The following is a 13131-nucleotide window of genomic DNA, read 5'->3' on the forward strand; positions in this document are numbered from 1 at the left end:
TGTGCGCCATTTGAGGCGATTTCACACAAAATTCAATCCGGTCCGTGCATGCGGACACACCATGCCGTTTAGATGAAAAGCAACCCCTTATCCCCTGTGCCTACCTCCGGTAATTATTTATCCTATATCCTCTCCGCCGATTTACGTGCCGAAGTGACAACACTACTGGCCCCGGCCGAAGAGGTATTGGCGTCGCTGCAGGTCGATCTTAACGCTTCGCTGCATTTCGCGCGCGGCACGGTGCTGCTTACCAATCGCCGCGTGCTGGCCAAGATGGAACAGGACAGCAGCTGGCGCGAATGGGCTTACCGGCCGGGTCTGAGCCTGAGCCACCACGACCATGCCGGCGTCGGCAGCCTGGAACTGTACGATGAGCAGCGGCAGCTGGCCTGCTGGCGCTACACGCTCGGCCTCAACCTGGAAGCGCTGCGCCTGATCAAGGTTTTCGAGCAGCAGCGCGACGATTACCTGGCCGGACGTTCCGCCGCGCGCCAGGAGCAGGCGCTTTGCCCGCAATGCCAGGCGCCGCTGCCGCCCGGCAGCGACGAATGCCTGATCTGCCCGGAAAAGGGCGAAGCGCCGTCTTCGACCTGGGCCCTGTTCCGGCTGGCGCGTTTTGCCACGCCGTACAAAGGCATGCTGCTGCTGGGTTTCATCCTGATGCTGATCTCGACCGCCGCCACCCTGGTGCCGCCCTACCTGATGGGCCCCTTGATGGATAACGTGCTGATTCCTTATCAGAACGGCAAGCCGATCAATTACGACCTGGTCAAGCTCTACCTGTCCGGCCTGCTGGCGTCGGCGCTGGTGGCCTGGAGCCTGGGCTGGGCCCGCACCTATATCCTGGCGCTGGTCAGCGAGCGCATCGGCGCCAACCTGCGCACCACCACTTATGAACACCTGCTGCGCCTGTCGCAGGAGTATTTCGGCGGCAAGCGCACCGGCGACCTGATGGCGCGCATCGGTTCCGAAAGCGACCGCATCTGCGTCTTCCTGTCCTTGCACCTGCTGGATTTCGCGATCGACGTGCTGATGATCGTCATGACTGCGGTGATCCTGTTCTCCATCAATCCCTGGCTGGCGCTGGTGACGCTGGTGCCGCTGCCGTTCATCGCCTGGATGATCCACCTGGTGCGCGACCGGCTGAAGCACGGTTTTGAAAAGATCGACCGCATCTGGGCGGAAGTGACCAACGTCCTTGCCGACACCATCCCGGGGATCCGCGTGGTCAAGGCGTTTGCCCAGGAAAAGCGCGAAGCCACGCGTTTCCGCGACGCCAACCAGCACAACCTGCTGGTCAACGACCGCGTCAACAAGATCTGGTCGCTGTTCTCGCCGACGGTCACTTTGCTGACCGAAGTCGGGCTGCTGGTGGTCTGGGTGTTCGGTATCTGGCAGGTCTCGAAAAACCAAATCACGGTCGGTGTGCTGGCCTCTTTCCTGGCTTACATCAGCCGCTTCTATACCCGTCTCGATTCGATGAGCCGGATTGTTTCGGTGACGCAAAAAGCCGCGGTCGGCGCCAAGCGCATTTTCGAAATCCTGGATCACGTATCGAGCGTGCCGGAACCGGCCAACCCGGTGCACCTGGAGCATGTGAAAGGCGCCATCGAGCTGCGCAACATCGGTTTCCGCTACGGCAACCGGGCGGTGATGCGCGACGTCAACCTGACCATCGCGCCGGGCGAGATGATCGGCTTGGTGGGCCATAGCGGCTCCGGCAAGAGCACGCTGGTCAACCTGATCTGCCGTTTCTACGATGTGTCGGAAGGCGCGATCCGGATCGATGGCGTCGATATCCGTTCCATGCCGATCTCGGAATACCGCCGCAACATCGGCCTGGTGCTGCAAGAGCCATTCCTCTTCTTCGGCACCATTGCGGAGAATATCTGCTACGGCAAACCGGAAGCCACGCGCGAAGAAATCGTCGCCGCCGCGCGCGCCGCCCATGCCCATGAATTCATCCTGCGCCTGCCGCAAGGCTACGATTCGCTGGTCGGCGAACGCGGCCAGGCGCTGTCCGGCGGCGAGCGCCAGCGCATTTCGATCGCGCGCGCCTTGCTGATCGATCCGCGCATCCTGATCATGGACGAGGCTACCTCCTCGGTCGACACCACTACCGAAAAAGAAATCCAGAAAGCGCTGGATAACCTGGTGCAGGGCCGCACCACGATTGCGATTGCCCACCGCTTGTCGACCTTGCGCAAGGCGGACCGCCTGGTAGTGCTGGACCGCGGCCAGATTGTCGAAGTCGGCAGCCACGACGAACTGATGCTGCGCGAGGGCGCTTACTACCGCCTTTACCAGGCGCAGCTGCGCAATGCCGATACCGAGCCGACCCTGGTCGATGAAGATAGCGAAGACAGTGACGAGAGGGCCGCATGACCATCCATGATTTCAAACTCAGTTACAACGCCTTCGGCCGTCTGGTGTATACCGCCGCCGGCGGCGAGGTGCATGAAGGCGTGGTGCCGGTGCGCGCCTTTCCTATCGGCGCGCCGGACGATGGTATTTCGCTGGTGAACGGCGACGGCCAGGAGCTGGCCTGGATTTCACGCCTGAGCGATTTGCCCGATGCTACCCGGGCCATGGTTGAAAAAGAACTGGCGAGCCGTGAATTCATGCCGGAAATCCGCCGCATCCAGCGCGTTTCCAGCTTCACTGCGCCGAGCACCTGGTACGTGGAAACCAATCGCGGCGATGCTTCTTTCACGCTCAGGGGCGAAGAGGATATCCGCCGTATCGTGGCGACCAGCCTGCTGATCGCCGACAGCCATGGGGTGCAGTTCCTGATCCGCGATACCCAGGCGTTGGACAAGGCCAGCCGCAAGATTTTGGATCGTTTCTTGTAATTTACACAGGCAGGTATTCAATAATTAACCAGATCGGCGATTTGCTCCCATCACCATGAATCTATTCGCGTCCCCGGTATTTGTACATAACATAGTCGCGATAGTCATGATTATCGTCGTGCTGGTGGTCGGTGTGTTTTACATTCGGGATCTATCCCGGTGCCTGCAGTTGATTAGCCCAAAAAACAGAGCGCTTCCTCCATGGAGTGTCTGGCTGCTGCCTGTGCCCATATTTTCGTTTTTATGGAATTACGTTCTGATTTTCAAAATAGCCAAGTCTTTGCACTCTGAAAATCTTCAACGCAATATCAAAATACAGAAAATCCAAACCGGGCGCGATATCGGCATTATTTACGTAACCGTCACCCTGCTATGCATGTTCGTTCCGGAACAAAAAACGTTCCTGGGCCTGTTTGCCGGGATGTGCTGGATCGGACACTGGATAATTTTACGTCAGCAAATCAATGAATTGCGGCTTGCAGCCAGCTCGATTCCATCGATGGAAGAAGTTGAGCGTAGCTCGCTAAGTTAGGCGGCTCCGAAGCAGGCGAATTAAGAAATTGCCGCCTGGGATCCATATCATCTTAGAACTGCTCGTCCGCGCCAAGGTAACGCCATTGCCCTTCCGGCAAATTTCCCAGCTTCACGCCGCCGATACGCACCCGTTTCAATCCCAGCACCTTGAGGCCGACCATATCGCACATGCGGCGGATCTGGCGTTTTTTACCTTCGCGTAAAGTAAAACTCAACTGGTCGTCGTTCTGCCATTTGACGATCGCCGGCTTGAGCTTCTTGCCGTCCAGCGTCAGGCCGTGGTTGAGGCGGCGCAGTTCGGCGTCGGGCAGCTTGTCGCCCTTGGTGTAGCGCACCCGCACCAGGTATTCCTTGTCGACGCTGGTTTCTTCGCCGATCAGATGCTTGGCGATGCGGCCGTCCTGAGTCAGCACCAGCAGGCCGACCGAGTCAATGTCGAGGCGGCCGGCGGGCACCAGGCTGCGCAACTGGGTCGGATGGAACAGGGTTGGCGAGCGGTCTTCGCTCCAGCGGTTGGCTTCCTTGATCAACGCCACCGCCGGCTGGTAGCCGTCTTCTGCCTGGCCGCTGACGTAGCCGACCGGCTTGTTGATCAGGATGGTGACGCGTTTCGATTGTTCGGCCGCGGCCTGGCGCTCGACGCTGATGCGCTGGCTGGGCAGGACTTTGCTGCCGAGTTCCGATACGACGACGCCGTCGACCCGGACCCAGCCGCGGGCGATCCACTCATCGGCTTCGCGGCGCGAGCATAGCCCGAGTTCTGACATGCGTTTGGAAAGGCGTAATGGTTCGGTCATGAGGTGCAAAAAATAAGAGGGATAAAAATGGATCAGATATGCAGCGCGTCCAGCAGGTCGGTTTCAAGCTGGATCTGCAGGCGCGCATGGTTGAGCGCATTGCCGTCGACCAGGAACACGTCTTCGACCCGTTCGCCGAGCGTCATGATCTTGGCGGTATGCAGGTTGATCTTGTGCTTGGCCAGCACGCTGGCGACCGAAAACAGCAGCCCGGTGCGATCGTTGGCGGTGATCGACAGCAGGTAGTACTGGCCGCGCTCGTCGGGGCGCAGGTCGACCGTCGGCGTTACCGGGAAGGTGCGCGACAGGCGCGACAAGCGTCCCTTGGATGGCGCCGGCAGCGGGCTGTCGGTTTGCAGCATCAGCGTCAGCTCATGCTCGATCAGGTTGATGATGTCGCGATAGTGCTTGGCGAACAGCGGCGCGCTGATCAGGAAAGAGTCGAGCGCGTAGCCGTGCCGGGTAGTCTGGATCTTGGCGTCCAGGATGCTGAAATTCTTGCTGTCGAAATAGCTGCAGATGCGGATGAACAGGTCGTTCCGGTCCTTGGTGTAGACCGCGACCTGCAAGCCTTCGCCGATCGGCGCCAGGCGGCATTTGACGATCGGGCTGGCGCTGTCGGTCTGGTTGTAGAAGGAGCGGGTTTGCCAGGCGATGTCGGACGCGTCGTGGCGCAGGAAATAGGCGACGTCGAGCTGGCGCCACAGGGTTTCGTGGGCGTCTTCCGGCAAGCCGTACAGGCGCAGGGTTTTCAACGCCTCTTCCTGGCGGTTTTTCAGTTCGCGGTCGGCCGACGGCGTTTCGCCGCCGAGCACGCGCAAGGTCATGCGGTACAAGTCTTCCAGCAACTTGCCTTTCCAGGCATTCCATACCTTGGGACTGGTGCCGCGGATGTCGGCCACGGTCAGCAGGTAGAGCGCGGTCAGGTGCCGTTCGTCCTTGACCGTATTGGCAAAGTTGAGGATCACTTCGGGATCCGACAGGTCCTGTTTTTGCGCCACTTGCGACATGGTCAGGTGATGCTCGACCAGGAACACCACCAGCGCCGTGTCCGCCGGCGGCAAGCCGTGCTGCTGGCAGAAGTGCAGGGCGTCGGTCATGCCCAGCTTGGAATGGTCGCCGCCGCGGCCCTTGGCGATGTCGTGGAACAAGGCGGCGACATACAGCAGCCAGGAGCGCGGGAAATTGGCGATCAGCTGGCTGCAGAACGGATATTCATGCGCATGCTCGCTCATCGTGAAGCGGCGCACATTGCGCACCACCATCAGGATGTGCTGGTCGACGGTGTAGACATGGAACAGGTCGTGCTGCATTTGGCCGACGATGCGCCGGAAGTTCGGCAGGTAGCGGCCCAGGATGCTGGTCTGGTTCATGCCGCGCAGCGCGTGGGTGATGCCTTGCGGCGCCTGGATGATCTGGATGAACAGCGAGCGGTTGTGCGGATCGCGGCGGAAGCTGTTGTCGATCTTGACGCGGGCGTGCCACAAGGCGCGCCGGGTGCGCGCGGTCATGTCCTTCAGTTCGCTGTGCTGGGCCAGCAGCAGGAACAGCTCCAGCATGGCCGACGGCGTGGTCTTGAACAGGTCGTCGTGGGCGATGTCGATCAGGCGGTTCAGATGGTTGAAGCGGTCGTTGATGCGTTGCGGCACCATCGGTTGCGGGAACAGTTGCACTTCGATGTTCTGCAGCAGGATGGTGTTGAGCTGGGTCACCGCCTTGGCTGCCCAGTAATAACGCTGCATCAGGTATTCGCTGGCGCGCCGGGTTTCGGTAGTCTGGAAGCCGAGCGCTTCGGCGATCGGGGTCTGGACGTCGAATACCAGCCGGTCTTCGCGGCGGTTGGTGTAGATGTGCAGGCGGATCCGGATATCCTTGAACGCGCGCTCCTGGCGCGCCAGCTGGCGCGCTTCGGCGGCCGTGATCAGGCCGCGCTGGGCCAGCTTGGGCCAGGATTCGCCGAGGCCGGCGGCCTTCGCCACCCACAGGATCACTTGCAGGTCGCGCAAGCCGCCCGGGCTCTCCTTGCAGTTCGGTTCCAGGCTGTACGGCGTATCTTCGTATTTGACGTGGCGCTGGCGCATTTCCAGGATTTTTCCCTGGAAAAAGGCGCAGGCGTCCATGGCGGCGTTGCAGCGTTCCTGCAGCTGCAAGAACAGCGGGTGGCTGCCGCTCACCAGCCGCGCTTCCAGGAGGCTGGTCTGGACCGTGATGTCGGCCGCTGATTCGCTCAGGCATTCGTCCACGGTGCGGATGCTGTGGCCGATTTCGAGGCCGATATCCCAGAACAGCTGCACCAGCTGTTCCAACCTGCCTTTCAGCGCCGCATCCGGGCTGGCCTCGAGCAGGATCAGGACGTCGACGTCGGAATGCGGGAACAGCTCGCCGCGGCCGTAGCCGCCGACCGCCACCAGCGCTGCGCTGGCCGGCAGTTCCAGCATTTTCCAGGCTTGCGTCAGGGCGATGTCGACGCTGCGCCGCAGCGCCGTCAGTAGTTCGCCGGGTTTGCCGTCCGCCAGGAAGGCTGAGATGATGGTTTGCCGCTCGCTTCTAAGCTGGTTTTTGAGTGTGGCGGCAAGAGTCGTCATGTAGGTGCGGGGCGAATACGGCTCAACTAAGCTGCAGCGGCAGCTTGTTGGATGAATGCCGGCGGCGGCGGCGTACCCTCGGAAACGGTCAGCACTTCGTAGCCGGTTTCAGTCACCAGCACGGTGTGTTCCCATTGTGCCGACAGGCTGCGATCCTTGGTCTTGATGGTCCAGCCGTCGCCCATTTCGCGGATATCGCGGCGGCCGGCGTTGATCATCGGTTCGACCGTGAAGATCATGCCGGCTTCCAGCCGCTCCAGCGTGCCCGGACGGCCGTAGTGCAATACCTGCGGTTCTTCGTGGAATACCTTGCCGATGCCGTGGCCGCAGAATTCGCGGACTACGCTGTAGCCGGCTTTTTCGGCGTGCTGCTGGATCACGTAGCCGATATCGCCCAGGTGCGCGCCGGGTTTGATCTTGGCGATGCCCAGCCACATGCACTCATAGGTGATGTCGCCCAGGCGCTTGGCCATGATCGACGGTTCGCCGACATAAAACATGCGGCTGGTGTCGCCATGGTAGCCATTCTTGATGACGGTAATGTCGAGATTGACCACGTCGCCGCTTTTCAGCACCTTGTCGCCCGGGATGCCGTGGCAGATGACGTCGTTGACCGAAGTGCAGATGGCTTTCGGATACGGCGTGTAGCCAGGCGGGCAGTAATTCAGCGGGGCAGGGATGGTGTCTTGCACATTTGTCATGTATTCGTGGCACAGGCGATCCAGCTCGCCGGTGGTGATGCCGGCCTTGACAAAGGGCGTGATGTAGTCGAGCACCTCTGAGGCAAGCTTGCCGGCGATGCGCATGCCGGCGATGTCCTCAGCGGTTTTAATGGAGATGGAAGTCATGAAATAGGAAATGCGTAGGAAAATTCGTAGGAAAAATCGAGAAAATTCGGTGAATTCTTTAGCAAAAGGGGTAAAAACACCCGGATTCAGTCGATATCGGTCTATGGGCGATTATAAACGAGGCCAGCCGGATGCGCTTAAAGATATGCCTCGCGGCGCTTGAAGAAACCCGGGGTTTTGGGTTACAATCTTGGGTTAGCTCGAATTGCTATTGGGCTATATCGATGTTTGTGTAGTTTATTTTATGTGTCAAAACGCGAATTCACTCGAAAAGGGTGCTGTGTTTGTCTCTCGACAAAGGCGGTGACTGAGTGGGTTCCAGACCAAACCCTGGAGAAAATTATGTCCGTAACAATGCGTGAAATGCTGGAAGCCGGTGTCCACTTCGGTCACCAAACCCGTTTCTGGAACCCAAAGATGGCGCCATTCATCTTCGGTCACCGCAACAAGATTCATATCGTCAACCTGGAAAAGACCCTGGGCATGTACCAAGAGGCGATGAAGTACATCCGCCAATTGTCGTCCAACCGCGGCAACATCCTGTTTGTCGGCACCAAGCGCCAAGCGCGTGAAATCGTTGCTGCCGAAGCAGCACGTTCGGGTTCGCCTTTCGTCGACCAACGCTGGTTGGGCGGCATGCTGACCAACTTCAAGACCATCAAGACATCGATCAAGCGCCTGAAAGAAATGGAAGCATCGATCGAAGACGGTTCGGTCGAGAAGCTGAGCAAAAAAGAAGGCCTGATGTTCCAGCGCGAATTGATCAAGCTGCAAAAAGCCATCGGCGGCATCAAGGACATGGGCGGCATTCCTGACGCCATCTTCGTGATCGACGTCGGTTACCACAAAGGCGCCATCACTGAAGCCGCCAAGCTGGGAATCCCGGTCATCGGCGTGGTTGACACCAATCACTCGCCAGACGGCGTGACTTACGTTATCCCTGGCAACGACGACTCGTCCAAGGCAATCGCCCTGTACGCTCGCGGTGTCGCCGATGCTATCCTGGAAGGCCGTGCCAATGCAGTGAACGACGTGGTTGAAGCAATCAAAGGCGCAGCCGGCGATGAGTTCGTTGAAGTCAACGACCAGGCTTAAGCCCTGAATCTGAGGTTTCATACTTCAGAATAAAAAGGGGGCGTGGTTGCCCCTTTTTTTGTATCACTTGCAGGTGTTTTACCCGAATTCATATCTGAATATATTTTGAATGATGGCGCTGGAAGGCCGGCTGCGGATTACTGCGGCGGATAGCTGTACATCACCGGTATAGCGACCGGCACGGCGCCACTTGTTAGGAGAATAGTATGACGGCAATTACAGCAGCACTGGTAGGCGAACTGCGCGCAAAGACTGATGCGCCTATGATGGAATGCAAAAAAGCGCTGACCGAAGCTGGCGGCGACCTGGACAAGGCAGAAGAAATCCTGCGCGTGAAACTGGGCGGCAAGGCTTCCAAGGCCGCTTCCCGCGTGACCGCTGAAGGCGTGGTCGCAGCTTACATCGCCGGCGGCGTCGGCGCCCTGGTGGAAGTCAACTGCGAAACCGACTTCGTTACCAAGAACGACGATTTCCTGGCTCTGGCGAATGCCTGCGCCAAGCTGGTTGCGGAAAACAACCCGGCAGACGTGGCCGCCTTGTCGGCCATGCCGCTCGACGGCAGCACCGTTGAAGCGACCCGCGCTGCCCTGATCGGTCGCATCGGCGAAAACATGTCGATCCGTCGTTTCACACGTTTCGATACTGCCGCCAAGCTGGTTTCCTACCTGCACGGCACACGTATCGGCGTGATCGTCGAATTCGACGGCGCTGACGAACAAGTCGGTAAAGACGTGGCGATGCACATCGCTGCGATGAAGCCGGTTTCCTTGTCTTCGGACCAGGTGCCTGCCGACCTGATCGAAAAAGAGCGTTCGGTAGCGACCCTGAAGGCGGCCGAATCGGGCAAGCCTGCAGATATCGCGACCAAGATGATCGAAGGTTCGGTGCAGAAATTCCTGAAGGAAGTGTCCCTGCTGAACCAGACTTTCGTCAAGAACGACAAGCAAACCGTTGAACAGATGTTGAAGGCAGCCAACACTAGCGTCAAATCGTTCACCATGTTTGTGGTCGGCGAAGGCATCGAGAAGAAACAGGATGACTTTGCTGCAGAAGTTGCAGCGACAGTTGCTGCGGCCAAGCAGGCGTAAGCAAGAATACGGGCCGAAAGGCCCGTTTTTTTGGCTCTGAGGAATTTTCTTCCCAAGCCAAGGACTAAGGGATGCCTTGCTGAATTGCTGCCTCGTATCCAGGGGAAGCCGCAGGAACCGGCGCCGTGCATTCTAAATCGCGGCGGTAGTGGATTTTGCTGCGGTTTGGCCTGACAATGGCGCTGCAGTCCTTCAGCACTACACAAGGCATCGACCAATATTTATTTCAATCGGAAAGCCATAAGGGGCCCAGACCATGACAAAACCAGCTTATAAGCGTGTTCTCCTGAAACTCTCCGGTGAGGCCCTGATGGGCGATGACGCCTATGGCATCAATCGTGCGACGATCGAGCGCATGGTGGCCGATGTCGCCGAAGTGGCCAAGTTGGGCGTTGAACTGGCGATCGTGATCGGCGGCGGCAATATTTTCCGCGGCGTGGCGCCAGGCGCCCAAGGCATGGACCGCGCTACCGCTGACTATATGGGCATGCTGGCCACGGTGATGAACTCGCTGGCGCTGGCAGACGCCATGCGCCAGGTAGGCATCACGGCGCGCGTGATGTCGGCGATCAGCATCGAACAGGTAGTAGAACCATACGTGCGGCCTAAGGCGCTGCAATACCTGGAAGAAGACAAGATTGTCATTTTTGCAGCAGGCACCGGCAATCCGTTTTTCACCACTGACACTGCAGCGGCATTGCGCGGTTCGGAAATCGGCGCCGAAATCGTCCTGAAAGCGACCAAGGTTGACGGCGTCTACAGCGCGGATCCCAACAAGGACCCAACCGCGACCCGTTATTCGCATATCACTTTCGACGAAGCGATCACCAAGCACCTGCAAGTCATGGATGCTACCGCCTTCGCCCTGTGCCGCGACCAGAAGCTGCCGATCAAGGTGTTTTCCATCATCAAGCCGGGCGCGCTGAAGCGTGTCATCCTGGGCGAAGATGAAGGCACTTTGGTCCACGTTTAAATTATTTGCCCAATTTGTAATATTTGTGCAAATCGCTTGCACAAATTGCTGGCGCAAATCGCTGGCATCAATAAGTATGAGTTAATTTAAAAAATCACCCGTTTTCGAAGAGGAGAACAGCATGAGCATTGCTGACGTCAAAAAGAATACCGATCAAAGAATGCAAAAGTCGCTTGAGACTTTGCGCGCCGACCTGGCGAAAGTACGCACCGGCCGCGCCCATACCGGCATTCTCGACCACATCATGGTGGAATACTACGGTAGCCCGACCAACCTGAGCCAGGTCGCCAACGTGACCCTGATCGATGCCCGCACCATCGGCGTGCAGCCGTTTGAAAAGAAAATGGTTGCAGTGGTCGAAAAGGCCATCCGCGAATCCGACCTCGGCCTGAATCCGGCCACCCAGGGCGAAATGATCCGGGTGCCGACGCCGCCGTTGACGGAAGAGCGCCGCAAGGAAATGGTGAAGCTGGTCAAGGGTGAAGCGGAAGATGCAAAAATTGCAATCCGCAATATCCGCCGCGACGCCAATGAAGGCTTGAAGAAGCTGGTCAAGGACAAGGAATGTTCGGAAGACGACGAACGCCGCGCACAGGATGACATCCAGAAGCTGACCGACAAGTTCGTGGCTGAAATCGACAAGCAAGTGATTGATAAAGAAAAAGAGATACTGACGGTGTAATCAGGGCAGATACTGTATCTCCGAGGTACAGTACCTGTCTGCCGCTTTTCCGGTAGTTCTTCTGTTGTTTATTTCATTACCTATGGCCCATACAAGTTCCACGCAAACGCTACCAGCAATTCCGACGGTGCCGCGGCACGTTGCCATCATCATGGACGGCAACGGCCGCTGGGCGACCAAACGGTTTTTGCCGCGTTTCGCTGGGCATGGCAAGGGCGTCGAGGCAGTGCGGACGGTGGTCGAGGCCTGCGTTGCGCGCGGCGTCGAATACCTGACGCTGTTTGCTTTCAGCTCGGAAAACTGGCGCCGTCCGGCCGACGAAGTGTCTCTGCTGATGCGTCTGTTCGTGGTGGCGCTGGAACGCGAAGTCAGCAAGATGCACGCCAACGGCATTCGCCTGAAAGTGGTCGGCGACCTGAGCCGTTTCGACGCCAAGCTGCAGCAGATGATCGATAACGCCGAGCGCAAGACGGCCGGCAACACCACCCTGACCGTGACCGTCTGCGCCAATTACGGCGGGCGCTGGGACGTCATGCAGGCAGTGCAGAAAATGCTGGCCGCGCGCGGCGCCGATTCTGCCCAGGATGCCTCGGTGTTTTCCGAGGAAGAGCTGGCGCAGCACCTGGCCATGGCCTATGCGCCGGAGCCGGACCTGTTCATCCGCACCGGCGGCGAGCAGCGCATTTCGAATTTCCTGCTGTGGCAACTGGCGTATAGCGAACTCTATTTTACCGATACCTATTGGCCCGATTTTGGCGCCGGCGAGCTGGACCAGGCGATTGCCTCCTATCAGCAGCGAGAGCGCCGTTTTGGACGCACCAGCGCACAATTGCTGGAACAGGCCTCCTGATGCTGAGAACGCGCGTCATCACGGCCTTGCTATTATTGGCAGTCCTGCTGCCGATCCTGTATTTCAATTATTTCCCCGCATTCGCCGTCGTTTCGACGCTCTTTTTTGCCGCCGCCATCTGGGAAAGCGCCAGGATCTTCGGCGCTGCTCCTAAAGCAGCCCTGGCCTGGGGCCTGGCGGCGCTGATCCTGTTTGCCGCCATCATGTACTACGGCAGCGGCCCGGATATCCGCCTGCTGTTCATCCTGTGCGTGGCAATCTGGGTTTTGCGTTTTGTGCCGGCGCTGGGTTTCGGCCTGCCGCCGCTGGCCAGTTTCGCCAACCGCATGGTCGCGGGCACCTACGCGATTGCCATTTTCGGCTGTTTCCTGGCGATTGTGGTGCTGTTCCATCACTCGCCCATGTACCTGTTGTCGGTCCTGGTGATCGTCTGGATGGCGGATATCGGCGCTTATTTTTCCGGCAAGGCTTTCGGCCGCCACAAGCTGGCGCCCTCGATTTCTCCCGGCAAGTCCTGGGAAGGAGCCATCGGCGGCTGGATCCTGGTGCTGCTCATGATGTTCGGTTTCAGCCTGGCGCCGGCCCTGTCTGAGACCTTCCCGGTGCGCCTTCTGGCCACCTGGGGCTGGACCGGACTGCTGGCGGCGGCGACCGTGCTGGTGGCCGCCAGCGTGGTCGGCGATCTGTTCGAGTCGCTGCTCAAGCGGCGCGCCGGCATCAAGGACAGCAGCAACCTGCTGCCTGGCCACGGCGGCGTGCTGGACCGGGTCGATGCATTGATCCCGGTATTGCCGCTGGCTGCCTTATTGAGTTTCTGGTTTTAGGTC

12 protein-coding genes are annotated in these 13131 nt (G+C 59.0%); 9 read left to right on the forward strand and 3 right to left on the reverse strand.

The annotated features are described in order from the left end of the window. Window positions 1–72: 72 nt before the first annotated feature. From CFU_RS06830 to CFU_RS06840, 3 genes are all read left to right on the forward strand, one after another. Entirely contained in the window at window positions 73–2385 is a 2313-nt protein-coding gene (locus CFU_RS06830) for an ABC transporter ATP-binding protein (protein ID WP_014005312.1), read from the forward strand. Then, window positions 2382–2852: a DUF1854 domain-containing protein gene (locus CFU_RS06835; RefSeq protein WP_014005313.1), complete on the forward strand. Its 471-nt coding sequence runs from the start codon at window positions 2382–2384 to the stop codon at window positions 2850–2852. The genes CFU_RS06830 and CFU_RS06835 overlap by 4 nt, the downstream gene beginning before the upstream one ends. 106 nt (window positions 2853–2958) lie before the next feature. Then, entirely contained in the window at window positions 2959–3384 is a 426-nt protein-coding gene (locus CFU_RS06840; protein WP_148264775.1) for a hypothetical protein, read from the forward strand. Window positions 3385–3436: 52 nt separating this feature from the next. On the opposite strand, the gene CFU_RS06845 is transcribed toward CFU_RS06840, so the two are convergent. Genes CFU_RS06845 through map form a run of 3 tightly spaced genes read right to left on the reverse strand, consistent with a single transcriptional unit; the run spans window position 3437 to window position 7616 of the window. Beyond that, the gene (locus CFU_RS06845; RefSeq protein ID WP_041741424.1) at window positions 3437–4183 is read right to left on the reverse strand and encodes a pseudouridine synthase; all 747 of its coding nucleotides are present in this window, start codon (window positions 4181–4183) and stop codon (window positions 3437–3439) included. A 32-nt stretch (window positions 4184–4215) separates the two neighbouring features. After that, a complete protein-coding gene (locus CFU_RS06850) occupies window positions 4216–6768 on the reverse strand; it encodes a [protein-PII] uridylyltransferase (RefSeq protein ID WP_014005315.1) in 2553 nt (850 codons plus the stop codon). Between the two features lie 26 nt (window positions 6769–6794). Beyond that, the gene (map, locus tag CFU_RS06855) at window positions 6795–7616 is read right to left on the reverse strand and encodes a type I methionyl aminopeptidase (RefSeq protein WP_014005316.1); all 822 of its coding nucleotides are present in this window, start codon (window positions 7614–7616) and stop codon (window positions 6795–6797) included. A 342-nt stretch (window positions 7617–7958) separates the two neighbouring features. Between map and rpsB the strand changes: the two genes are divergently transcribed. The 6 genes from rpsB (at window position 7959) to CFU_RS06885 (ending at window position 13128) form a co-directional block, all read left to right on the forward strand. Beyond that, window positions 7959–8711: a 30S ribosomal protein S2 gene (gene rpsB, locus CFU_RS06860; protein ID WP_014005317.1), complete on the forward strand. Its 753-nt coding sequence runs from the start codon at window positions 7959–7961 to the stop codon at window positions 8709–8711. A 206-nt stretch (window positions 8712–8917) separates the two neighbouring features. After that, entirely contained in the window at window positions 8918–9799 is an 882-nt protein-coding gene (gene tsf, locus CFU_RS06865) for a translation elongation factor Ts (RefSeq protein WP_014005318.1), read from the forward strand. Between the two features lie 256 nt (window positions 9800–10055). Further along, window positions 10056–10772: a UMP kinase gene (gene pyrH, locus CFU_RS06870; protein WP_014005319.1), complete on the forward strand. Its 717-nt coding sequence runs from the start codon at window positions 10056–10058 to the stop codon at window positions 10770–10772. 121 nt (window positions 10773–10893) lie between these two features. Beyond that, on the forward strand, window positions 10894–11454 hold the full coding sequence (frr, locus tag CFU_RS06875) for a ribosome recycling factor (protein WP_014005320.1): 561 nt from the start codon (window positions 10894–10896) through the stop codon (window positions 11452–11454). A gap of 82 nt (window positions 11455–11536) precedes the next feature. Then, window positions 11537–12304 (forward strand): polyprenyl diphosphate synthase, encoded by a 768-nt coding sequence (gene uppS / locus CFU_RS06880; RefSeq protein WP_041741425.1) that lies wholly within the window; start codon window positions 11537–11539, stop codon window positions 12302–12304. Then, on the forward strand, window positions 12304–13128 hold the full coding sequence (locus CFU_RS06885) for a phosphatidate cytidylyltransferase (RefSeq protein WP_014005322.1): 825 nt from the start codon (window positions 12304–12306) through the stop codon (window positions 13126–13128). Before uppS ends, CFU_RS06885 begins: the two co-directional genes overlap by 1 nt. Window positions 13129–13131 lie beyond the last annotated feature (3 nt).

The organism is Collimonas fungivorans Ter331 (genome assembly GCF_000221045.1).
Taxonomy (GTDB): domain Bacteria; phylum Pseudomonadota; class Gammaproteobacteria; order Burkholderiales; family Burkholderiaceae_D; genus Collimonas; species Collimonas fungivorans_A.